Consider the following 23,578-nt stretch of genomic DNA (forward strand, 5'->3'; position numbering starts at 1 on the left):
GTTGCCGCTTTCGCGGTTTGCCGTAGTGAGTTCAGCGATACGAGCACTTTGCGCAGCGCGCGTGGCCCGTAAGGGAACCTTTGTAAACGTGGTAATCACCGCGCTTACAGAGGCTTCCGTAAAACACCGGGAACCTGAGGTTCCCGGCAGAAACTGCTTATGCGCCGCGCTGCAGCAGCATCGACTTGATATGGCCGATGGCGCGCGTCGGGTTCAGCCCTTTCGGACATACGCTCACACAGTTCATGATGCTATGGCAGCGGAATACGCTGAAAGCATCATTCAGATTGTCAAGACGCGCATCGGTTTCGGTGTCGCGGCTGTCAATCAGGAAGCGGTACGCGGCCAGCAGGCCAGCAGGACCGATGAACTTCTCAGGATTCCACCAGAATGATGGGCATGAGGTTGAGCAGCAGGCACAGAGTATACATTCGTACAGGCCATCCAGGTGTTCACGCTCATCCGGCGACTGCAGATGTTCACGAGCTGGTGGATTTTCCCCATTATTCAACAGGAAAGGCTTAATTTTCTCATACTGTGCATAAAACTGGCTCATGTCTACAACCAGGTCACGCACCACCGGTAAACCTGGCAGCGGACGGATAACAATTTTCTGTTTGCCGTTGCCCAGCGCCGAGACGGGCGTAATGCAGGCCAGTCCGTTTTTACCGTTCATGTTCAGGCCATCGGAACCGCAAACGCCTTCACGACAGGAGCGACGAAACGCCAGGGTCGGATCTTTCTCTTTCAGGCGAATCAGTGCGTCCAGCAGCATCATGTCGCGACCATCTTCCGCTTCCAGGGTGTAATCCTGCATGCGCGGTTTGTCATCGACGTCCGGATTGTAGCGATAAATTGAAAAATCGAGTCTCATGATCGTCTCCGAAATTAGTAGGTACGCACTTTCGGCGGGAAGGCCGCGCGCAGTTTCGGCTGCATGTTCACCTCACGGCGCGTCATGCTTTCGGTTTCCGGGACATAAAGACTGTGGCACAGCCAGTTTTCATCATCACGATCCGGGAAGTCGAAGCGACTGTGCGCACCGCGGCTTTCGGTGCGATAGTTAGCCGCTACCGCCGTGGCAAAGGCCGTCTCCATCAGGTTATCCAGCTCCAGGCACTCAATACGCTGGGTGTTGAAATCCGGTGAGCGGTCATCCAGACGCGCTGACTTCAGGCGCTGGCGAATCTCTTTCAGCTCTTCCAGACCCTGTGCCATCGCTTCGCCTTCACGGAATACCGAGAAGTTATTCTGCATGCAGCGTTGCAGCGCTTTACGAATCTCAACCGGATCTTCACCCGTGGTGTTGTTTTCCCAGCGGTTGAAACGCGCCATCGCCCCGGCGATCTCATCTTCTGTGGCATCACGCAGGTCGCCCTGCTCCTGAATACTCGCCAGCAGATGCAGACCCGCAGCACGGCCAAAGACCACCAGGTCGAGCAGTGAGTTACCGCCCAGACGGTTGGCACCATGCACCGATACGCAAGCGATTTCACCGACGGCGAACAGGCCTGGAATGACCACATCTTCGCCCTGCTCATTGACGCGCAGAGCCTGGCCGGTCACTTTGGTGGGAATACCGCCCATCATGTAGTGGCAGGTTGGAATGACCGGAATCGGCTCTTTGATCGGATCGGCGTGCGCAAAGGTGCGTGACAGCTCAAGGATGCCAGGCAGACGTGACTCAAGCACCTCTTTACCCAGATGATCCAGTTTCAGTTTGAGATGTGGACCCCACGGGCCATCACAGCCGCGACCTTCACGGATTTCAATCATCATTGAGCGCGCCACCACGTCGCGGCCCGCCAGATCTTTGGCGTTCGGCGCATAACGCTCCATGAAGCGTTCGCCATGTTTGTTCAGCAGATAGCCGCCTTCACCACGGCAGCCCTCGGTGACCAGCACGCCCGCACCGGCGATACCGGTTGGGTGGAACTGCCACATCTCCATATCCTGCACCGGTACGCCCGCACGCAGTGCCATACCTACGCCGTCACCGGTGTTGATGTGTGCATTGGTGGTGGACTGGTAGATACGGCCCGCGCCGCCAGTGGCCAGAATGGTCGCTTTCGCTTTGAAATAAACGGTTTCGCCGGTTTCGATGCAGATAGCGGTACAACCCACGACTGCGCCATCGGCGTTTTTCACCAGATCCAGTGCATACCACTCAGAGAAGATGGTGGTTTTGTTTTTCAGGTTCTGCTGATAAAGGGTGTGCAGCAACGCGTGACCGGTACGGTCAGCCGCAGCCGCCGTACGTGCCGCCTGCTCGCCACCGAAATTCTTTGACTGGCCACCAAACGGACGCTGATAGACACGACCATCTTCCAGACGCGAGAAAGGTAAACCCATGTGTTCCAGTTCCAGAATCGCTTCCGGGCCGGTTTTACACATATATTCAATCGCGTCCTGGTCACCGATATAGTCGGAACCTTTGACGGTGTCGTACATGTGCCATTCCCAGTTATCTTCATGGGTATTACCCAGCGCAACGGTAATACCGCCCTGCGCAGATACGGTGTGGGAACGGGTCGGGAAAACTTTAGATAACAGGGCACAGCTCTGGCCGCCCTGGGAGATTTGCAGTGCGGCTCGCATTCCTGCGCCACCTGCGCCGATTACCACGGCATCGAACTCTCTGATTGGCAAACTCATTTACACACCCCACACCACAACAAATCCATAAATCGCATACCATAACAGCGCCACGACAATCACAAACTGCAACAACAAGCGGGTTGGCAGTGATTTAACGTAGTCTGTTAACACCTGCCACATGCCAATCCAGCCGTGGATCAGAATGGAGAACAGCGTCAGCAGCGTGAACACTTTGGTGAATGCGGAAGCGAAGAAGCCACGCCACAGGTCATAAGTCAGCGTGTCTGTCATCACCACGAAACCGAGGATGTAGACGATGTAGAGCGTAATGAGAATTGCAGTTGCCCGCAGCAGCAGCCAGTCCTGAATGCCGTTGCGACCCAATGCGGATGCATTGCTTACCATACGAGGACTCCCGCCAGAATTGCCAGCACGACAGTGATCACAAAAGTCATATGAGCGGAACGCTTACCAACCTGCAGCGTTTCGGCCAGATAACCAAAATCCATCAACATATGACGAATCCCGCTCACCGCGTGATAGGCCAGCGCCGTTAAGATGCCCCACATGATGAACTTCGCGAAGAAGCCATCCATAATGGACGCAGCGTGCTGGAAACCTTCAGGAGAGGAGAGAGAGAGACCGAGCAGCCACAGCAGGATGCCAATGGCAACCAATGTGATTACGCCGGAAACGCGGTGAAGAATGGACGATATTGCAGTAACGGGAAACCGGATCGTCGAGAGATCCAAGTTGACAGGTCTTTGTTTTTTCACGGTTTTGCCCACACAGCTCTTTTTTATTTTGCTTCCTCCGGACCTGAGGCGGAGTCTAATCACAACGCGTGGCAGACTTTAACCGTCACCAAAAAAGCAACATCCAGTGTTAATTGACGCGGTAGTAAACGCTGGGTGGCTCCTGGTGTCAGGGTGTTCCGGAGACCTGCCTGGAGTATAGGAGGATCACATTCTGATTACAATTCCCCTACAAACTCTTTGGTATATTTTAGGTGGAACAGTGATCCTACTCACGATTTTCACAATTGATACAATTTTAATTATCTGATTTGACAATAGTTCAACAATTCAGTTACAAACTAAGCCTGTAAATTCCTATGATGCGCAAAAGTTATGGGGATACACTTTCCCCTAAGCGCAAGTTATGTAACATTGCGATAATGAGCATTAAAAAGCATCAGGTTATTGGTTACCAAGAAGTTATGTCCTGACCGGATCTTTAACAACCGCGATATGCAGCATGTCCATGGCTCACCGGTTCCCGCTGGGAACGCGCCGCTCACTCTGTACCCTGCACCCGTTTTATCCCCGCAGAGTGATACTGTGTAGTTTTGCCAACCGCAACATGAACGCGTTTCAGGTGTCTAAAGATCCTTACCTACATAAGGCGCTATGGAGACGAAAATGACAGATAAAAAAGTAACGCTAACCCTGCAAGATGGAACATCTATTGAACTGGACGTGCTGAAAGGTACGCTGGGCCAGGATGTCGTTGATGTCCGCACTCTGGGTTCAAGTGGCCTGTTCACCTTCGATCCCGGTTTTACGTCTACCGCGTCCTGCGAATCTGCAATCACCTTTATCGATGGGGATGAAGGTATCCTGCTGCACCGTGGTTTCCCTATTTCTGAGCTGGCGACCCACTCTAACTATCTGGAAGTCTGCTACATTCTGCTGAACGGCGAAGCACCAAACCAGAAACAGTTTGATGAGTTCCGCACCACGGTTACGCGCCACACCATGATTCATGAGCAGATTACCCGCCTGTTCCACGGCTTCCGTCGCGATTCGCATCCGATGGCGGTAATGTGCGGTGTTACTGGTGCACTGGCTGCGTTTTACCACGATTCGCTGGATGTAAACATTGAGCGCCACCGCGAAATCGCAGCGTTCCGTCTGCTTTCTAAAATGCCGACCATGGCAGCGATGTGTTACAAATATTCTATCGGCCAGCCGTTTGTCTATCCGCGCAACGATCTCTCCTATGCGGGTAACTTCCTGCACATGATGTTTGCCACGCCGTGCGAAGAGTACAAAGTGAATCCGGTGCTGGAACGCGCCATGGACCGCATCCTGATCCTGCATGCTGACCATGAGCAGAACGCCTCAACCTCTACCGTTCGTACCGCTGGTTCAAGCGGCGCGAATCCGTTTGCCTGTATCGCCGCCGGGATCGCCTCCCTGTGGGGACCGGCGCACGGCGGTGCCAACGAAGCGACCCTGCGTATGCTGGAAGAGATCAGCACCGTTGAGCACATTCCGGAATTTGTTAAACGCGCCAAAGACAAAAATGACTCTTTCCGTCTGATGGGCTTTGGTCACCGCGTTTACAAAAACTACGATCCACGCGCGACCGTGATGCGCGATACCTGCCATGAAGTGCTGAATGAGCTGGGTATGAAGGATGACCTGCTGGAAGTGGCGATGGAGCTGGAACACATTGCGCTGAACGACCCGTACTTCATCGAGCGTAAACTCTATCCAAACGTGGACTTCTACTCCGGTATCATTCTGAAAGCGATGGGTATTCCATCCTCCATGTTTACGGTGATCTTCGCGATGGCCCGTACTGTTGGCTGGATTGCACACTGGAAAGAGATGCACGACGAAGGCATGAAGATTGCCCGTCCGCGTCAGCTCTACACCGGTTATACCGAGCGCGAATTCAGCTCACAGCTGAAAAAGTAAGGCTCAGTGGATAGCGGAGAGGGATCTCCGCTCAGCCAGTTGAGAAGCCCACATAAGGGCGCATCTGGCAGCAATGAAGAAGTTTAACGCGCAGGGAACACGGTCAGAAGAGGAAAGCGTCCCGCGCCATGGACAAAAACGCCGGGAGCGTTTTTGAATAACGCAAAGCGTTTACCCGGCTACGGGCGCACCTCACGGATGAGGTGCGTAATCGCGCGGGCCGAGCAGGTCAGGGATGACGGCTTTTGCGTCTTTCCGATCTGACTGTGTTTCCTGAGCAGGCTCGATCTCACCGCAGACCAGAACTACACTACCCCGCTTTTGCTTTCTTCAAGTGCCTATCTCTGACAACCCGGACACCAGTAAAAAGGCCGTGATGAGAGCGTGCCCTTCTCAATCACCGTGCTGCAGCGCCGGCATTTTTTGCCCTGCCGATGAAACACCTCAAACTGAAACGCCGCTTCCTCATGATATTTCTTCATGGTTCCACGCATCCGATAGGCATGGCGAGGCACTGAAAGCAGCGCCTCGCTGAAAGCAGTCAGCTGATCGTTACTGAGATCCTGCGCCCGATGCTGCGGCAGCAACTGTGCCAGCCAGAGAATTTCGGCACGAAGATAGTTTCCCAGTCCGGCCAGAAAAGCCTGATCCAGCAGCAGACCACTGAACTGCCGCCGCCGGAAACGGGGTGACAGCAGCCGCTCTTTCACCTCTTCCACTGTCAGCGCGCTGTTCAGCACATCCGGTCCGATACGATTAAGAAACGGATGCGCCGCCAGCGTATCCGCGTTGAGCAGTTCAATATCTGAGGCGCTGTAGAGCAGAATCGCTTTGCCCGCCGTCGCCAGTCTCACCCGCAACTGACGGGTGGAATTGAGTTCGGTATCAGGTTTTACAATGCGCCAGACACCATAAAGCTGGTTATGGCTGTAGAGCGTCAGGCCATTGCTGAAATGAGTCAGCAGCGCTTTACCCCGCGTCTCAATCGCATTAACCTGCTCACCAATCAACGCTGGTTCATAGGTCTTGAGCTGTGGAAACGCGAACCACGCTTCCGTTAACGGCTGACCCACAATGGCGGCTTCAAGTTTATCCGCCACGCGACGAATTTCCGGTCCTTCAGGCATCGTTCATCCTCTTAATGGGTGGCGCCGCCAGCCTGTTTAATATCCTCGCCGGTCTCCAGCGTGACCTTTACCGCAATTTCCAGCGCCTGAATAATGGACGCCAGCGCCATGCTCGGTGCGCCAGGATGCTGCGCCGCCTGTTCAGGCAGATAAGGAATATGGATAAAACCTCCCCGCACCGGACTGTCATGCTGCTCAAGCCAGTGCAGCAGGCCGTACATTACGCGGTTACAGGTAAAGGTGCCCGCCGTTTGCGACACTGAAGCGGGAATCCCCGCTTCACGCACCGCCGCCACAATCGCTTTGATGGGCAGACGGGAAAAATAGGCTGCCGGGCCACCTGCTACAACGGGCTCATCCACCGGCTGATGACCGTCGTTGTCCGGGATACGGGCGTCATCGACATTAATACCAATACGTTCAACGGTAATATCGCTACGGCCGCCCGCCTGTCCCACCGACAGAATCGCATCCGGTTTCACCTCTTCCAGCGCCTGATTCAGCACATTGAGTACGTCGCTGAATACCACCGGCAACTGGCGGATCACTATCGTAGCCCCGCTAATCTGTTTGCCTTCCAGTGCGCGCACCGCTTCCCATGAAGGGTTAATCGTTTCACCGCCAAAAGGTTCAAAGGCGGTCATCAGGACAGTTTTCATGCAACCTCACAGGAACATCAGGAAATAGAGCAGGAAAATATTAACGATTAACAGTAGCACACCGGTCGGAATCTGAGCCTTGATCACCGCGTTACGATCGGGCAGTTCCAGCAGCGCCGCCGGGACGATATTGAAGTTGGCCGCCATCGGCGTCATCAGCGTGCCGCAGTAGCCGGAGAACATGCCAATTGCCGCCATTACTGCCGGATTTCCGCCGTGCTGCAACACCAGAATCGGGATGCCGACGCCTGCGGTGATAATCGGAAACGCCGCAAAAGCATTACCCATGATCATGGTTAACAGCGCCATCCCAACGGCATAGACGGTGACCGCGACAAAGCGATTATCCACCGCCAGCCAGGTTTCTGTCAGATGCGAAATCGCACTGCCCACGCCCGCGCTGGTAAACAGCAGCCCCAGCGTGGCAAGGATCTGCGGCAGGATAAAGGCCCAGCCAATCGAATCCAGCAGGCGACGGGTCTCCTGCATCGACTGCACCGGTTTCTCGTGGGTCAGTTTTAACGCCACCAGCCAGCCAATCACACAGCCGACCATCATTGAAAATAGTGTCACCAGCGTGGCGTGGTTACCGGGGCCGAACACCGCATCCTGCAAACCGGGAATATGGTTAAATGCCAGCACACCGACCACGGTCACGACCGGAATCGACAGTGCAGGCAGAAACAGTTTGTTGCGCAGACGCAGCGCACTGGCCTGTTTCTCTTCATCGCTGCGCTGATGATAGCGACCCAGCCTGACACCGCCAAATCCGGCAATCAGCGCCATCACCACCACAATGACACCGATGCCGATGTGCAGCATACGGGTGCCCGCCGCATCTGAACCCATCCAGGCGCTCATCAGTTGTGTCGTCCAGTCACCGACCAGAAAAACCAGGCCATACAAGGCCCAGAACAGGCCGGTGGTAAAGCGACGCGGATTCGCGCTGTCACGCCAGGAAAGCACCGCCACTACCAGCAGGATAATGCCCGCCAGCCACATCAGATATTGTTGCTGGAACATTACTCACCTCCTTTGGCTTTCAGCGCCTGACGGTTCAGCTGCTGCAGCTCTCGCGCCAGTTGCCGATCCAGCCGCACCAGACGTGCCGAGTGGATCAGGAACGCGGCGACGGCAGTCGGAATGCCCCATAAGGCGATGTGCAGTGGTTCGGTCTGAATCCCGGCTGACTCCTGCATAAAGTTATGCATAAAGATAATCGCGCCAAACGCCACGAAGATATCCTCACCAAAGAAGAGACCGACATTATCGGTCGCCGCAGACATCGCACGCAGCCGATGGCGCAGCTCAGGTGAGATCTCGCCATAGCGGCTTTCAGTTGCGCCTTCCGCCATCGGTGCCAGCAACGGACGCACCATCTGCGGATGTCCGCCGAGACTGGTTAACCCCAGCGCGGCGGTGATTTCGCGCACAAACAGGTAGACGATCAGCAGCCGTCCTGCAGTTGCCGTTTTGATCTGTGCAATCCACGCCTGCGCCCGCTCTTTCAGTCCGTGACGCTCCAGCAGGCCAATGACCGCCAGCGGCAGCAGCAGAATCAGCGGCAGGTTACGGGTGTTAAGAAAACCCGCCCCGAGCTTTTCCAGAATGTCCGCCAGCGGCATCATCGCGGCCAGACCGGTCACAAACCCGGCGACAATCACCACCAGCACCGGATTGAACCGTAACAGGAAGCCGACGACGATGGCGGCGATGCCCAGTAATGGCCAGAGATTTACTGCACTATCCATGGATTTCCCTCAGAGTTGAAAAACCCGGCATACGCCGGGCTAAGAGTGGTTATTCAGTTGCTGGTGACACGAATCTGCTGATCGGCAAATGCATCACGCAACCGCTGTGCAAATTGCAGGGCGTGCGCGCCGTCGCCATGTAAGCAGACGGTCTGTGCATTCACCGCAACCCATTCTCCGGTGATACTTTTGACTTTGCCCTGCTGCACCATCGTCAGCGTCTGACTGATAGCCTGCTGTTCATCTTCAATCAGCGCGCCCGGCTCGCTGCGCGGCACCAGCGCACCGCTGCTGAGATAGCCACGGTCGGCGAACACCTCTTCCCGTGTGCGTAGGCCGTAATGCGCCGCCGCACGAATCGATTCGCTGTTAGCCAGTCCCACTACAATCAGCTGGCTGTCGACCGCCCTGATGGCACGGGCAATGGCATCCGCCAGCACCGGATCGGCCGCTGCCTGGTTGTAGAGCATGCCGTGCGGTTTAACGTGAAGCAGCCGCGCTCCTTCGCTTTCCGCCAGACTTTTCAGCGCACCAATCTGGTAGATCATCTGGGCGTAGACCGTTTCCGGCGGCAGCTGCATGGCGCTGCGGCCAAAGTTCTCCCGATCGGGAAAAGCGGGATGTGCACCAATCGCGACGCCGGATGCCTGTGCCCAGCGCACCGACTGCAGCATGGTCTGCGCATCACCTGCGTGAAAGCCACAGGCGATGTTGGCGGAACTCACCAGTTGCAGCAGCGCCTGATCGCTGGCGCAGCCCTCGCCCAGGTCGGCGTTTAAATCAATTTTCATTGAGTCCCCACTTCATCTGGTCCAGTGCGCGTTGCTGATGCTGACGTGCCAGCATCGCTTCCGGCAGGGTGCAGTGAATAAAGTGAATCGGCTCACCCAGCCGGATTTGCGCCAGGTGATAGAGATCGGCTTCGATAACCGAGGCGATGCGCGGATAGCCGCCGGTGGTCTGGGCATCCGCCATCAGCACGATAGGCTGTCCGTTCGGCGGCACCTGAATCACACCCGGCATCACGCCGTGTGACAGCAGCTCGCGCGGACTCTCGCGCTCAAGCTTGCGTCCCTCAAGCCGGTATCCCATCCGGTTGCTTTGCGGGCTGAGTTTCCATGCGGTACGCCAGAACGCCTGCTGCGCTTCGCGGCTGAACTCGTGATATTCCGGGCCAGGTAATGCGCGGATGCGGTTGCCCCATAGCAGTTGCCGCACCCCGACTTTACGGTCAAACGTGCGGGTCGGTTTACCCAGCGGGAGCTGATCGCCATCCTGCAAGGTTCGCCCCTGAAATCCGCCAAATTTTGCTTTTAGATCGGTGCTGGCAGAGCCGAGCATCGCAGGGATATCAAAACCGCCCTGCACTGCCAGATAGCTGCGCATGCCGCGCTGCGGCATCGCCAGTGACAGGAGCTGCCCCCGTTTCACCGGCGTGCGCCAGCCCGTCCAGACCGGCTGTCCGTCAAGCTCCGCATGGCAGCCTGCACCGGTCAGCGCAAACCAGCCATCGCGGGTAAACTCCGCTTTGAACTGGCCGAGCACCATCTCCAGCACCGCGCTGTCGGGGTCATTGCCCACCAGCAGGTTGGCGGTGAACATCGCGGGGTGATCCAGCACGCCGCCAGGGCTGATGCCATACTGACGCCAGCCGTAACGGCCCGCATCCTGAATAGTGGCGGCCAGGCCGGCTCGCAGAATATTTAACATACGCCCTCCTGTTGCGGCACAAAGCGAACCCTGTCACCGGGACGGAGCAGCGTAGGCGGTTGCTGCAGGGGATCAAACAGCGCGGTGCGCGTCTGGCCAATCAGCTGCCAGCCGCCGGGCGAAGCCAGCGGATAGACGCCGGTCTGGCTGCCGCCGATGCCCACCGAGCCGGCGGGCACTGCAACCCTGGGCTCAGCACGCCGCGGAATGTGCAGGCGCGGATCAAGTCCGCCAAGATAGGGAAAACCGGGCTGAAAGCCGATAAAAAACACCACATAGTCGCTGCTGCTGTGCAACTCAACCACCTGACGGGGCGTCAGCGCGGCGTGTTCCGCCACGACCGTCAGATCGGGGCCAGACTCGCCGCCATAGATCACCGGGATCTCCACCTGACGCGACTCCGGCAACTGCGCTTCACTCTCTTCCCACCAGCGCTGAAGCCGCTCTATCGCGTCCAGCGCGCTCTGCTGGGGATCACGCAGGATCAGGGTGATGTTGTTCATGCCAGGGATCACCTCCAGCACGCTGGCATAGGCGTGCAGGCGCTGATTCAGTCCCCAGATTCGTTGCTGGCTCTCCAGTGAGACCGGCGGTTCCAGCTCCAGCACGACAGCGCGTTCACCCAATAAATAACACCGTGCTCGTTGCAACAGCTACCTCCCGCTCAGTTGAGATCGCGCCTGGCCGACCTGACCGGATGCCCGGTGCAGCCCATTGCTTATCTACGCAAAGCAAACAGTTATGCGAAAGTGACAGGGATGTGTCAACAGATTTAGGTCCTGCGCAGGCGCGCAGGACAAGGGAGAGTGTCAGGCAGGATTGGGAATATCGATGAAAGTCACATCAAGATCGTGGTGTTGCGCCAGCCAGTCGCCCAGCGCTTTTACGCCGCCGCGCTCGGTAGCATGATGGCCTGCGGCAAAGAAATGCAGCCCCTGCTCACGCGCGCTATGAATAGTCTGTTCAGAGACTTCACCGGTGATAAAGGCATCGACGCCCGCCGCCGCCGCCTGGTCGATAAAGCCCTGCCCGCCCCCGCTGCACCAGGCAATGCGACGGATCAGCGCTGGCGCGTTGTCACCACAATGCAGGGGTTCACGTCCCAGCCGCTCACCAATTCGGCGGGCCAGCTGTTCGCCGGACAGGGGCTCAGCCAGCTCACCCCAGAATACCAGCGGCATCACTTCGCCGCGCACTTCGATATCCAGCAGTTTCGCCAGCTGGGCGTTGTTGCCTAATTCAGGATGCGCGTCGAGCGGCAGGTGCCAGCCATAGAGATTGATATCGTTGGCCAGCAGGGTCCGCAGACGACGACGCTTCATGCCTTTAATCGCGGCCGGTTCACTTTTCCAGAAATAGCCATGATGGACAATAATCGCATCGGCCTGACGCGCCACCGCCTCATCCAGCAGCGCCTGACAGGCAGTCACGCCGGTGATAATCGTTTTGATCTCGCTGCGTCCCTCAACCTGCAAACCGTTGGGGGCGTAATCGCTGAAGCTGTGGCTGTCGAGTTGCTGATTGATCAGCGTCTCTAATTCGTAATGGTTCATTCAGGCTCCTTCGAGGCCTCAGGCTGCGCTTTTGGCGCGCTCAAAGGCGTCTAATGTCTTTTTACGTGCCACCTTATGATCCACGATTGGTGCCGGATAATCGAGTTTCTTATGATGCTTCTCCGCCCAGACATGTGGCTGGTGAATATCACTGTCAGGGACCCCGGCCAGTTCTGGCAGATAGTGACGGATAAAATCCCCCTTCTCATCGAAGCGCTCGCCCTGCGTGGTCGGGTTAAAGATGCGGAAATAGGGTGCCGCGTCCGTGCCGGTCGATGCCGCCCACTGCCAGCCGCCGTTGTTCGCGGCCAGGTCACCATCAATCAGCTGCTGCATGAAATAGCGTTCGCCTTCACGCCAGTCGATCAGCAGATCTTTGACCAGGAAACTGGCAGTGATCATTCGTAAGCGGTTGTGCATCCAGCCCAGCGCCTTCATCTGACGCATTGCGGCATCGACAATCGGATAGCCGGTTTTACCCGCTTTCCAGGCATCGAAATGTGCGTCGTTACGCTGCCATTCAACGTTTCGCGTCCAGTCGATAAACGGCTTATGTCGGCACAGCGCCGGCCAGGCAACCAGCAGATGACGGTAGAATTCACGCCAGATCAGCTCGTTCAGCCAGGTGAACGCGCGGCTGTTGTCCAGCGCATCGGGATGCTCATGCAGCACGCGATGCAGGCACTGACGTGGCGACAGTACGCCGGTCGCCAGATAAACCGACAGACGGCTGGTGGCGTCCAGCGCCGGAAAGTCGCGCTTAGCGGGATAGTCGATAACCGGTTGCGTGGCGAAATGGCGCAACCGCTTCAATGCCGCCGCTTCGCCTGGCGGAAACAGATCCTGATCAAAGTCTTCAGTTGGATAGTCAAAGGCGGGAATCGGGGTGGCTTTCAGCGGTGCGCCTTCGCGCGCTTTCGGCGCAGGCACGCATTCAGGCAGCCCCTGCTGCAAGCGGCGGACAAAGGCTTTGCTGAACGGGGTAAACACCTTATACATCGAGCGATCGCCACTCTGCACACTGCCGGGCGGCAGCAACAGGCTGTCATCGAAGCCCTGGCAAATCACGCCCGCCTGGTCGAGACGCTTTTCAGCCTCCGCATCGCGCTGGCGTTCATTAACTTCATACTGGTAATTGTAGAAGAGCTGATCGACCTGCTGCTTAGCGCAGAACTGCACCAGCGCATCAACACTGTCGCTGAAGGCGTGGCACGCCTGGTAGTGAAGCTCAATGCCCCGCTCCGCCAGCGCACGCTGCACCTGCAACAGGCTGGCGTGGATAAATGCTGCCTGCTTCGGTGACATCTCATGCTGCTGCCACTGTGCTGGCGTGGCAAGGTAGAGCGCAATCACTTTTGCATGGCTGTCGCGGCAGGCGGCGTGCAGCGCCAGATTGTCGTTGACGCGTAAATCGTTACGCAGCCAGACCAGATGGGTGGTCATACTCCTCCTGTATTACTGTCCGTAGCGTAAGCACAAGGCTTCGGGATAGGGATCGAAATAGCGTTGCTGGGCCAGCCACGGGTGCGGGTACTCCGCCATGTAGTGTTTGAGAATGGTAATCGGCACCAGCAGCGGTTGTGTGCCCTGACGATAGCGGTCAATCAGCGTTGCCAGCTCCTGGCGCTGCGGTGAACTCAGATGCGTGCGGAAGTAGCCCTGCACATGCATCAGCACATTGGTGTGATTGCGACGTGAGGCGGGGCGTGACATCAGTTCCATCATGCGATTGCGGTACTCAAAAGCAAAGGCGTCCAGCGACTCCCACTGGCTCATGGAGGCGACAAAGGGGCCCAGCTCGCGGTATTTTTCCTGCGAATGCGCCAGCATCATCAGTTTGTAACGGCTGTGGAAGGCGATCAGCCCCTGCCGGGTCAGGCCGTTTTCCCACATCTGATTAAATTCATGCAGCGCGCAGACACGACCGATAAAGTTCTCACGCAGGGCGGGATCGTGCAGACGACCATCTTCTTCCAGCGGCAGCCAGGGCATCTCGCGCTGCAGGAATTCAGTAAAAATGCCGGTGCCTGCTTTGCGGTTATTGTTGTTATCAGGCTCATAGACCCGCACCCGCTCCATGCCACAACTGGGTGATTTGGCGCAGAGGATATAGCCACAGAGGTGATGCAGCGATTTTACCCGCTCAGCAGACCATTCACGCATCTGCGTCGTAACCTCTTCTCCGCCATCTTTGCTGAAGCAAAGATGCAGCTCATCATCGCCCTGCTTCACCAGACGCAATGCCGGACGCGGCGTTGGCAGACCAATCGCCATCTCAGGGCAGATGGGCTCAAAACGGACAAATGGGGTGAGATCGTCGGTCGCAAAAGTAAGACGCTTATGCCCACCATCAAATCTGACGCGGTCGCCGAGCAGGCATGCACTGATTCCAACGGGGATTTTTTTGCTCATACTTGTACAACCTCCGAAATCTTGTAGAGGTTTAAGTGTAGCGTAAAATGGTCAGGAATAAAGGAGTAAAACGGGATTCCGGATCGCTTATTCTCAGAAAAAACGCAAAAAAAAGCCTGGTCAGTTGACCAGGCCTGTTTTGCAGCAGGGCAAATTACCAGAACGCGCCACCACTCGCTTCAGACTGCGCCAGCCAGACTGGCTTGGCGCTGGTCTTACACCAGACGCGGTGCAGGTAGCTGTAGAAACGTGCCCGATCCTGTCGAAACAGCATAACAGGGAGTGCCAGTACGCCGAGAAGAACCACCAGCGTACGTCGCGCAATAATTTTATAACGTGGATAGGCCCGATACATGGTTTCTCCTCCCGATAAGTGAAATAGTTTGAATGTGATCTGTGTTCAACTTTACGCCAGGTTGTGTAATTTTACTACTCATCTGACCACTTATTTGCCGCTATTTTTACTGTTTAAGAATTAACCTGTAATTAAGTTACAAAAAGGTTACCGCCTGGTTGCGTGAGCGTTGAAAGGGCTGGCCGATTATGGTCGCGGACGCCAGCATAAAATGTTGATAAAGTAGCGCTTCGGTCCCCACTCAAGGCAGGTATTGCGTGACCACGGTTTTGATCGTTGAAGATGAAAAAGAGATCCGGCGCTTTGTCCGGCTGGCGCTGGAAAATGAAGCCCTTAAGGTGTTTGATGCCGATACGCTGCAACGCGGACTGATTGAAGCGGCGACCCGCAAGCCGGACTTAGTGATCCTGGATCTGGGTCTGCCGGATGGAGATGGCACCGATTTCATTCGTGACCTGCGCCAGTGGAGCGCCATACCGGTGATTGTGCTGTCAGCGCGCAGCGATGAGCAGGATAAGATCGCCGCACTGGATGCGGGTGCAGATGACTATCTGACCAAACCGTTTGGCATTGGCGAACTGCTGGCGCGCGTCCGGGTTGCGCTGCGTCGTCATAGTGGCCAGCAGCCGGATGCCAGGGTGACGTTCGCCGACGTCAGCGTCGATTTCGCCGCACGACGGGTACAGCGCGGCAGCAGCGAGATTCACCTTACCCCGATTGAATTTCGTCTGTTGAGTATTCTGCTGAACAATGCCGGTAAGGTGCTGACGCAGCGGCAGTTGCTGAGCCAGGTCTGGGGACCCAATGCGGTGGAGCACAGCCACTATCTGCGCATCTATATGGGACATCTGCGCCAGAAGCTGGAAGCCAATCCGACACAACCGGCTCATCTGCTGACGGAAACCGGGATCGGCTATCGCTTTATGCCATAAAAAAAGGCGCCAGAGGCGCCTTCAGAGTGCTGATAAAGCCAAATCCTGTGAATCTCACCGCAATGAATAAATTAAAAGCGCAGGGAACACGGCCAGAAGAGGAAAGCGTCCCACGCCAGGGATGGCGTGGGCCGAGCGTGTCATGGATGACGGCTTTTGCGTCTTTCCGATCTGGCCGCGTTTCCTGAGCTAGCTACACGGCCTCACAGCGATGAAGGCCGCGCTTTACCAGCAGCTCTGAGGCGCGCGATGCGCCTCTTAATCTGCCCGACTAATCAGGCGTTTTTCAGCACTTCGCTGACAATCTCAACGGCTTCTTTCTCAATCTGCGCGCGGTGCTCAGCGCCCAGGAAGCTTTCACAGTAGATTTTGTAAGCGTCTTCGGTGCCTGAAGGACGGGCAGCAAACCAGCCATTCTCCGTCATCACTTTCAGACCGCCGATAGATGCACCATTACCTGGCGCGGCAGTCAGACGAGCGGTGATAGGATCACCCGCCAGGGTATCAGCGCTGACCATCTCCGGTGACAGCTTCGACAGCGCGGCTTTCTGCGCTGAGGTGGCTGATGCCTGCAGACGGTTGTAGCTTGGTGCGCCAAAGCGCGCTGCCAGTTCGTCATAGTGCTGCTGCGGATTTTTACCGGTTACGGCAGTAATTTCAGCGGCCAGCAGACACATGATGATGCCATCTTTGTCCGTAGACCACGGCGTACCGTCGAAACGCAGGAATGAAGCGCCTGCGCTCTCTTCGCCACCGAAACCGAAGCTGCCGTCATACAGACCATCAACAAACCATTTGAAACCAACCGGCACTTCCACCAGCTTGCGACCAATATCGTTGACCACACGGTCAATCATGGCGCTGGAGACCAGGGTTTTACCCACGGCAACATCCTGACCCCACTGTGGACGGTGCTGGAACAGATAGTTAATCGCCACCGCCAGATAGTGGTTTGGATTCATCAGACCCGCCGGGGTCACAATACCGTGACGGTCATAATCGGGATCGTTGCCGAACGCCAGATCGAATTTGTCACGGTAAGCCAGCAGGCCTGCCATCGCGCTTTCAGACGAGCAGTCCATGCGGACCACGCCATCTTTATCCAGATGCATAAAGCGGAAGGTCTGATCGACCGCGTCATTAACCAGCGTCAGATCCAGCTTGTAGTGCTCAGCAATACGCTGCCAGTAAGCAATACCGGAACCACCCAGTGGATCCACACCCAGCTTCAGGCCCGCTTTCTGAATCGCCGGGAAGTCGATAATCTCTGCCAGACCTTCAACATAAGGCTGGATCAGATCTTTCTCGACCACATGACCGCTGGCCATCGCCTGCTCCAGCGGCAGACGTTTCACCTCTTTCAGGCCATCTTTGATCAGCTGATTGGCACGATCTTCCACCACTTTGGTGACGTTGGTATCAGCAGGTCCGCCGTTAGGTGGGTTGTACTTGATGCCGCCATCTTCCGGTGGGTTATGCGACGGCGTAATCACGATGCCGTCAGCCAGCGCGCCACCCGCTTTGTTGTGCTCAAGAATCGCATTCGAGATCGCAGGGGTCGGCGTATAGCCATTATCCTGCTGCACAATCACATCAACGCCGTTCGCCGCCAGCACTTCCAGAACAGACAGGATGGCGGGTTCAGACAGCGCATGGGTGTCTTTACCGACGTAGCAAGGCCCGGTGATACCATTCTTTTTACGCTCTTCGGCAATCGCCTGAGCGATCGCCAGAATGTGCATCTCGTTGAAGCTTTGACGCCCTGCACTGCCGCGATGGCCGGAAGTGCCAAATTTCACCGCATGTTCCGGGTTCGCCACATCGGGCTGCAGGACATAATATTGTGACGTTAATTGTGCAACGTTAATCAAATCGCTCTGCTGGGCGGGTTGCCCGGCACGTGGGTGATTGGCCATTGGCGCTGCTCCCTGACGCTTAAGTTTTAAATGGTGCCGCAAACTTTCTCGGTCAGTTCCGCAGGGAACTGCATCGAGAGCATGATGTGTTCGATCATGCTGCATTTACGACCAGTATTGGTGTTGGTGATCACCCAGTACGGCGTGCCGGGCACATGCTTCGGCTTAGTATGGGTGCCATTCTGCAACAGCGTATGCTCGTCACCTGCAAAATAGACGCGAGTGCGGCCCTGCAGAGATGCAGTGGCTTCAGCAAAGGCTGCGGTATCAAGACGATAGAGCGTTGACAAGATAAGCATAAAGCGATTCACCGCCCGCTTCTGCTCCGCATATTCATCGGAAAGCAGCAGCTCACGCACCGCGCGGACACGATCCTGCGGGCGCGAACCCACAGACGCAGGCTGGGACTCTTTCGCTGCATCTTTGGAGGCTGGCTGTGCAGGCGAAGCGGGTGCAGTCTGACCAGCCGTGAACTTCAGCATACGACGCAGAATGTCGGATGCGCTTTCACCAATGTGTTGCGTGTGGCTGGCAATATAACGGTAGAGCTCTTCGTCAACTTCGATCGTTTTCATCTTATTCCGTACGGTTCTTTCTCATGACAGAACCACCTGTTTCCTGAAAAGCTCTGAGTATAGTCAGGCAATTCAAAGGGTGTGTGGGTTCTAACATCAGGATTATAAAGTTAAAGTCAGGCGGGTTGTTAGCAATCAAACGGTTTACGGGCAAAAGTCAGAATATGTCCTAATGCCGCCGGAACCGGCGCGCCTGAAAAGGTGAAACCATGATAACCTAAGCTCAGGTCTCAAACTTAAGAACTTTGCTATGATTTTGAACGCCCGTCTGCAAACTGAACAATCCCCTGCTGATTCTCTGCCCATCCTGCTTATTCACGGTCTGTTTGGCAGTCTCGATAACCTTGGCGTGCTGGCGCGCGGGCTGAAAGATGCCGGTCCGTTGCTGCAGGTGGATGTCCGCAACCACGGACTTTCACCACGTTCTGACGAGATGAACTACGCTGTAATGGCGCAGGATATGGTCGATACGCTGGATGCACATGGCATTGATCGCGTCGCGGTGATCGGACACTCGATGGGCGGTAAAATCGCCATGACCATGAGCGCGCTTTTGCCGGAACGCATTGAGCGCCTGGTGATGATCGATATCGCCCCGGTGGATTACCAGACGCGCCGTCATGATCAGATATTTGCCGGCATTCGTGCCGTCACCGATGCGGGCGTCTCATCCCGCAGCGAGGCGGCGAAGGTCATGCGAACGCTGATCGAGGAAGAAGGGGTGATCCAGTTCCTGCTGAAATCCTTCCAGGAGGGGGAGTGGCGCTTCAATGTCCCGGTGCTGTGGGATAACTACACCACGATCTCTGGCTGGCAGCCGGTTCCCGCCTGGAATCACCCGGCGCTGTTTATTCGCGGCGGCGACTCCAGCTACCTGGATAACAGCTATCGCGATGCGTTGCTGCAGCAGTTCCCGGCCGCTCAGGCGCATGTGATCGGTGGCGCAGGACACTGGGTTCATGCAGAGAAACCCGATGCCGTTTTGCGCAGTGTCCGTCGCTTTTTTGCGCTTTAAAAGCAAATAGATGGCGGTAAAGGTTTAGGATTGGCGTCCGGCGTAAGCGTGAAGTATGATGGCGCGCTAAAATTTTGCCGCGGGTCAGTTTTGCTGCGGCAATGGCCAATAATTTATAATCTGCGCGGTGAGTGTCTGGCGCCCGCCCCCATTCAGTTTTACTAAGCCATGGCAAAAGAACAGACTGACCGCACGACGCTCGATCTCTTTGCTGATGAGCGCCGCCCTGGTCGACCCAAAACCAGTCCGCTTTCGCGTGATGAACAGCTGCGCATTAATAAGCGCAATCAACTGAAACGTGACAAAGGACGCGGACTTCGTCGTGTCGAACTGAAAATGAACAGTGACGCCGTCGATGCACTCAATACGCTGGCAGAACAGCGCAATCTCAGCCGTAGCGAACTGATTGAACAGATGCTACTGGCACAACTCAAACTGGATTAATGCGGGCAAATCGCACGCAGAGGCAAATGTCGGGGCTTTAACCGTTCACCGGTTTTCTCTCGTCTGCTATTATTCGCTGAAATGTGCTGCGGCACACATCTCATCATCAGGATTTAAGAGGTTATTTTACTCATGGCACTCGTAGGCATCTTCTTCGGCAGCGATACCGGCAATACCGAAAACATTGCAAAAATGATCCAGAAACAGCTGGGTACAGATGTTGCAGAAGTCCATGACATCGCAAAAAGCACAAAAGAAGATCTGGAAGCGTTCGATATCCTGCTGCTGGGTATTCCGACCTGGTACTACGGCGAAGCGCAGTGCGACTGGGATGACTTTTTCCCGACGCTGGAAGAGATCGATTTTAACGGCAAGCTGGTTGCGCTGTTTGGCTGTGGCGACCAGGAAGATTACGCAGAGTATTTCTGTGATGCCATGGGCACGATTCGCGACATTATCGAACCGCACGGTGCCGTGATTGTCGGACACTGGCCAACTGAAGGCTACCACTTCGAAGCCTCGAAAGGCCTGGCCGATGACACCCACTTCCTGGGCCTGGCCATTGACGAAGATCGCCAGCCTGAGCTGACCAGCCAGCGTGTGGAGCAGTGGGTTAAGCAGATTTTTGATGAACTGCAGCTGAAAGAGATCATCGAAGCCTGATCCTGCCCGACTCAATGTGAGCGCCAGCTCACATTGAGGCAATGAAAATGCCTATAGAAATAATAGCCACATTTTTTTAACTTTCTCCGTTTAATCTGTAGAATACCCGCATCGATCTTCCGCTTATTTTCTCAGGCGGCAAGACTAAGTGATGTGCTAACAGACCTCTGTCAGAATCTTCCCCGGCCCGGTGACGAATCCCCAATAGCCCATGATGATTCAGACACGCCCTCTGGTTTTCATTTCATCGCTTCAGTTCTATAATGAGACGCAAATGAGAATGAGCACAGATCGACATTCAAGGCGATAAGCCACAAAAGTGAATATTAGTAACAGGACAAAATCCGCATGACTGACAACAACACCGCATTAAAGAAGGCTGGCCTGAAAGTAACGCTGCCCAGACTGAAAATTCTGGAAGTGCTTCAGGAACCTGAGTGCCATCACGTCAGTGCGGAAGATTTGTATAAACGCCTGATCGACATTGGCGAAGAGATTGGCCTGGCGACCGTTTACCGTGTTCTGAACCAGTTTGATGATGCCGGTATTGTGACTCGTCACAACTTTGAAGGCGGCAAGTCTGTCTTCGAACTGACGCAGCAGCATCACCATGATCACCTGATCTGCCTGGATTGCGGCAAGGTTATCGAGTTCAGCGACGAATCGATCGAAACGCGTCAGCGTGAAATCGCGACTCGTCATGGCATCAAGCTGACCAACCACAGCCTCTATCTCTACGGACACTGTACGCTGGGCGATTGCCGTGAAGACGAAACGCTGCACGACCAGTAACGCTGGCGCGGCCTGAAATAAAAAAACCGGTGAATTCACCGGTTTTTTTTCGTCTGTTTTCTGCCCTCAACTCAGGCGACCAGCGTCTCCTGCAGATAGCGCCAGCGTGGAATGGAGCTGCTGCAATCCAGAATGGCCAGCGAAATGCGGCTCTGGTTATTGCCGTTCATCATCTGCATTTCGCGATACTGTACGACGATCTCTTTTTCATGATGAGAGAGAATGACATGTTCACAGGTGGCAATGCGCATCCCTTCCCGCTGCCCTTGTAACTGCTGGAAAAGATCCTCGACCTCGTTCAGATTGTACTCTTTGCCCTTTGGGGTCACCATGCGAAATTCAGGATGAAAATAGGACATCAGCAGCTGGAAACTGTCGTCAGATCCGGCTGGCTGATTAAAAATACGTTCAATGAGCTGATGTAAAACGACGACACTGTGTTTGGCTTCCTGGGCGAGAACTGTCATTTTTTTTCCTTCTGTAACCCGCTTTGCAACCTCTGAGAGCGGATAGCCTACCTGAAAGCTGACAATTCACATCCTGAAATTGATTAATTTTTTTAAACTCAGATTACTCCCACAAAGCGGTACTGAACCGGTTGTGGTTAGTGCAGAATAAACGTCGGCGATGGTAAAAATCGGGGCAATAAAAAAGGGCGATAAATCGCCCTTTTGTCATTTTATGAGGTCGGCCTCAAAAAATTTATTCGCCCGTTTTGGTCCAGGTATCACGAAGACCGACGGTGCGGTTAAACACCAGTTGCGTCGGTTTAGAGTAAACGCTGTCGGCGCAGAAATAACCTTCTCGTTCAAACTGAAACGGTGTTGTCGGTTCCACATCGCGCAGGCTGGGTTCAACAAAGCCGTTTTTGATGGTCAGTGACTCAGGATTAATGACCGCCAGGAAATCCTCTGCAGCAGCCGGGTTTGGCACACTGAACAGACGGTCATACAGGCGGAACTCAGCTGGCTGCGCGTGATCCGCCGAAACCCAGTGAATTACGCCTTTAACTTTGCGGCCATCGGCTGGATCTTTGCTCAGCGTATCAACATCGCTGGTGCAGTAGATGCAGGTAATGTTGCCCGCTTCATCTTTGGCGACCCGCTCAGCACGAATCACGTAGGCGTTACGCAGGCGGACTTCTTTGCCCAGCACCAGACGCTTATATTGTTTGTTCGCCTCTTCACGGAAATCCGCGCGATCGATCCAGATCTCGCGGCTGAACGGCACTTCACGCGTGCCCATCTCCGGTTTACCCGGATGATTTGGCATGGTGACGATTTCGCTATGGCCTGCTGGCAGGTTTTCGATCACCACTTTAAGCGGATCTAAAACCGCCATGGCGCGGGGCGCATTCTCGTTGAGATCATCGCGGATACAGGACTCCAGCGAGGCCATCTCCACGATGTTATCCTGCTTAGTCACGCCAATACGACGGCAGAACTCACGGATAGAAGCGGCGGTGTAACCACGACGACGCAGACCTGAAACGGTCAGCATGCGCGGATCGTCCCACCCTTCTACGTGCTTCTCGGTCACCAGCTGAGTGAGTTTACGTTTCGACATCACCGCATACTCCAGATTCAGGCGCGAGAATTCATACTGACGCGGATGAACCGGAATAGTGATGTTGTCCAGCACCCAGTCATAGAGACGGCGGTTGTCCTGGAACTCCAGCGTACAGAGCGAGTGCGTAATGCCTTCCAGCGCATCGGAGATGCAGTGGGTAAAGTCATACATCGGGTAGATGCACCACTTATTGCCGGTCTGGTGATGTTCCGCGAACTTGATGCGGTAAAGCACCGGATCGCGCATCACGATGAAATTAGAAGCCATGTCGATTTTAGCGCGCAGACAGGCGGTGCCTTCGGCAAACTCACCGTTTCGCATCTTCTCAAACAGCGCCAGATTCTCTTCCACACTGCGATCGCGATAAGGGCTGTTTTTACCCGGCTCTTTCAGGGTGCCGCGATATTCACGAATCGCATCCGGACTCAGTTCATCAACGTAGGCCAGCCCTTTGGAAATCAGCTCGATGGCATAGTTGTAGAGCTGATCGAAATAGTTTGATGAGTAACAGACCTCACCGCTCCACTCAAAACCCAGCCACTGAACGTCACGCTTGATGGATTCAACGAATTCCATATCCTCTTTAACCGGATTGGTATCGTCGAAACGCAGGTTGCATTGCCCATGATAATCCTGGGCGATGCCAAAATTCAGACAGATCGATTTCGCATGACCAATATGCAGATAGCCATTGGGCTCCGGCGGAAAACGGGTATGCACGCTGCTGTGCTTACCGCTCGCCAAATCTTCGTCAATGATCTGACGAATAAAGTTAGTTGGGCGGGCTTCAGCCTCACTCATC

At 55.3% G+C, this 23,578-nt stretch carries 25 protein-coding genes; 6 read left to right on the forward strand and 19 right to left on the reverse strand.

Translation table 11 applies throughout. The features are described 5' to 3' along the window. Positions 1–157: 157 nt before the first annotated feature. The 4 genes from EPG66_RS06280 to sdhC are packed head-to-tail and all read right to left on the reverse strand — an operon-like array spanning position 158 to position 3,386. On the reverse strand, positions 158–874 hold the full coding sequence (locus EPG66_RS06280; protein ID WP_182686268.1) for a succinate dehydrogenase iron-sulfur subunit: 717 nt from the start codon (positions 872–874) through the stop codon (positions 158–160). Positions 875–888: 14 nt separating this feature from the next. Further along, positions 889–2,655 (reverse strand): succinate dehydrogenase flavoprotein subunit, encoded by a 1,767-nt coding sequence (gene sdhA, locus EPG66_RS06285; RefSeq protein ID WP_022626042.1) that lies wholly within the window; start codon positions 2,653–2,655, stop codon positions 889–891. Continuing rightward, complete coding sequence (sdhD, locus tag EPG66_RS06290) at positions 2,656–3,003, reverse strand: succinate dehydrogenase membrane anchor subunit (protein ID WP_009091417.1); 348 nt, start codon at positions 3,001–3,003, stop codon at positions 2,656–2,658. Continuing rightward, positions 2,997–3,386, reverse strand: coding sequence for a succinate dehydrogenase cytochrome b556 subunit (gene sdhC, locus EPG66_RS06295; RefSeq protein WP_029519433.1), 390 nt, complete (start codon positions 3,384–3,386; stop codon positions 2,997–2,999). The genes sdhD and sdhC overlap by 7 nt, the downstream gene beginning before the upstream one ends. Before the next feature lie 633 nt (positions 3,387–4,019). Here sdhC and EPG66_RS06300 point away from each other — a divergent pair. Continuing rightward, the gene (locus tag EPG66_RS06300; RefSeq protein ID WP_010260725.1) at positions 4,020–5,303 is read left to right on the forward strand and encodes a citrate synthase; all 1,284 of its coding nucleotides are present in this window, start codon (positions 4,020–4,022) and stop codon (positions 5,301–5,303) included. 338 nt (positions 5,304–5,641) lie between these two features. Here EPG66_RS06300 and nei read toward each other — a convergent pair whose 3' ends face one another. The 11 genes from nei to EPG66_RS06355 form a co-directional block, all read right to left on the reverse strand. Further along, positions 5,642–6,430, reverse strand: coding sequence for an endonuclease VIII (gene nei, locus EPG66_RS06305; protein ID WP_143990542.1), 789 nt, complete (start codon positions 6,428–6,430; stop codon positions 5,642–5,644). A gap of 11 nt (positions 6,431–6,441) precedes the next feature. After that, complete coding sequence (pcp, locus tag EPG66_RS06310; RefSeq protein WP_137240919.1) at positions 6,442–7,089, reverse strand: pyroglutamyl-peptidase I; 648 nt, start codon at positions 7,087–7,089, stop codon at positions 6,442–6,444. A 6-nt stretch (positions 7,090–7,095) separates the two neighbouring features. After that, positions 7,096–8,112 carry a DUF979 domain-containing protein gene (locus tag EPG66_RS06315; protein ID WP_031592206.1) on the reverse strand — a complete coding sequence of 339 codons (1,017 nt, stop codon included), beginning with the start codon at positions 8,110–8,112 and terminating at the stop codon, positions 7,096–7,098. After that, positions 8,112–8,840, reverse strand: coding sequence for a DUF969 domain-containing protein (locus tag EPG66_RS06320; RefSeq protein ID WP_010671295.1), 729 nt, complete (start codon positions 8,838–8,840; stop codon positions 8,112–8,114). The genes EPG66_RS06315 and EPG66_RS06320 overlap by 1 nt, the downstream gene beginning before the upstream one ends. Before the next feature lie 53 nt (positions 8,841–8,893). Then, positions 8,894–9,631: a 5-oxoprolinase subunit PxpA gene (gene pxpA, locus EPG66_RS06325; protein ID WP_010260713.1), complete on the reverse strand. Its 738-nt coding sequence runs from the start codon at positions 9,629–9,631 to the stop codon at positions 8,894–8,896. Beyond that, positions 9,621–10,550, reverse strand: coding sequence for a 5-oxoprolinase subunit PxpC (gene pxpC, locus EPG66_RS06330; protein ID WP_069025946.1), 930 nt, complete (start codon positions 10,548–10,550; stop codon positions 9,621–9,623). The genes pxpA and pxpC overlap by 11 nt, the downstream gene beginning before the upstream one ends. Then, on the reverse strand, positions 10,544–11,200 hold the full coding sequence (pxpB, locus tag EPG66_RS06335; RefSeq protein ID WP_031592212.1) for a 5-oxoprolinase subunit PxpB: 657 nt from the start codon (positions 11,198–11,200) through the stop codon (positions 10,544–10,546). Before pxpB ends, pxpC begins: the two co-directional genes overlap by 7 nt. 159 nt (positions 11,201–11,359) lie before the next feature. Continuing rightward, positions 11,360–12,103 (reverse strand): type 2 GTP cyclohydrolase I, encoded by a 744-nt coding sequence (locus EPG66_RS06340; protein WP_010260703.1) that lies wholly within the window; start codon positions 12,101–12,103, stop codon positions 11,360–11,362. A gap of 18 nt (positions 12,104–12,121) precedes the next feature. Then, positions 12,122–13,546 (reverse strand): deoxyribodipyrimidine photo-lyase, encoded by a 1,425-nt coding sequence (phrB, locus tag EPG66_RS06345; protein WP_182686270.1) that lies wholly within the window; start codon positions 13,544–13,546, stop codon positions 12,122–12,124. Positions 13,547–13,558: 12 nt separating this feature from the next. Then, a complete protein-coding gene (locus EPG66_RS06350; RefSeq protein ID WP_163792446.1) occupies positions 13,559–14,515 on the reverse strand; it encodes a YbgA family protein in 957 nt (318 codons plus the stop codon). 154 nt (positions 14,516–14,669) lie between these two features. Further along, on the reverse strand, positions 14,670–14,870 hold the full coding sequence (locus EPG66_RS06355) for a DUF2517 family protein (protein WP_031592216.1): 201 nt from the start codon (positions 14,868–14,870) through the stop codon (positions 14,670–14,672). 257 nt (positions 14,871–15,127) lie between these two features. Here EPG66_RS06355 and kdpE point away from each other — a divergent pair, with 257 nt between their 5' ends. Further along, a complete protein-coding gene (kdpE, locus tag EPG66_RS06360) occupies positions 15,128–15,802 on the forward strand; it encodes a two-component system response regulator KdpE (protein ID WP_010260694.1) in 675 nt (224 codons plus the stop codon). 275 nt (positions 15,803–16,077) lie between these two features. Here kdpE and pgm read toward each other — a convergent pair whose 3' ends face one another. Continuing rightward, a complete protein-coding gene (pgm, locus tag EPG66_RS06365) occupies positions 16,078–17,718 on the reverse strand; it encodes a phosphoglucomutase (alpha-D-glucose-1,6-bisphosphate-dependent) (RefSeq protein WP_031592218.1) in 1,641 nt (546 codons plus the stop codon). 26 nt (positions 17,719–17,744) lie between these two features. Beyond that, positions 17,745–18,293 carry a replication initiation negative regulator SeqA gene (seqA, locus tag EPG66_RS06370; protein ID WP_010260690.1) on the reverse strand — a complete coding sequence of 183 codons (549 nt, stop codon included), beginning with the start codon at positions 18,291–18,293 and terminating at the stop codon, positions 17,745–17,747. A 250-nt stretch (positions 18,294–18,543) separates the two neighbouring features. On the opposite strand from seqA, the gene ybfF reads away from it, so the two are divergent. From ybfF to fur, 4 genes are all read left to right on the forward strand, one after another. Further along, entirely contained in the window at positions 18,544–19,308 is a 765-nt protein-coding gene (ybfF, locus tag EPG66_RS06375) for an esterase (protein ID WP_069025945.1), read from the forward strand. A gap of 168 nt (positions 19,309–19,476) precedes the next feature. After that, complete coding sequence (ybfE, locus tag EPG66_RS06380) at positions 19,477–19,752, forward strand: LexA regulated protein (RefSeq protein ID WP_010260688.1); 276 nt, start codon at positions 19,477–19,479, stop codon at positions 19,750–19,752. A gap of 132 nt (positions 19,753–19,884) precedes the next feature. Beyond that, complete coding sequence (gene fldA / locus EPG66_RS06385) at positions 19,885–20,415, forward strand: flavodoxin FldA (RefSeq protein WP_010671288.1); 531 nt, start codon at positions 19,885–19,887, stop codon at positions 20,413–20,415. A gap of 348 nt (positions 20,416–20,763) precedes the next feature. After that, on the forward strand, positions 20,764–21,207 hold the full coding sequence (gene fur, locus EPG66_RS06390; protein WP_009091454.1) for a ferric iron uptake transcriptional regulator: 444 nt from the start codon (positions 20,764–20,766) through the stop codon (positions 21,205–21,207). A 71-nt stretch (positions 21,208–21,278) separates the two neighbouring features. Here the strand turns inward: fur and EPG66_RS06395 are convergent, their stop codons facing one another. Together EPG66_RS06395 and glnS are read right to left on the reverse strand one after the other, a co-directional pair. Further along, positions 21,279–21,674, reverse strand: a complete 396-nt coding sequence (locus EPG66_RS06395; protein ID WP_010260686.1) for a hypothetical protein — start codon at positions 21,672–21,674, stop codon at positions 21,279–21,281. Between the two features lie 235 nt (positions 21,675–21,909). After that, positions 21,910–23,577, reverse strand: coding sequence for a glutamine--tRNA ligase (gene glnS, locus EPG66_RS06400; RefSeq protein ID WP_163637355.1), 1,668 nt, complete (start codon positions 23,575–23,577; stop codon positions 21,910–21,912). Position 23,578 lies beyond the last annotated feature (1 nt).

It is taken from the genome of Pantoea pleuroti (assembly GCF_014156615.1).
In the GTDB taxonomy this organism is placed as follows: Bacteria; Pseudomonadota; Gammaproteobacteria; order Enterobacterales; family Enterobacteriaceae; genus Pantoea; species Pantoea agglomerans.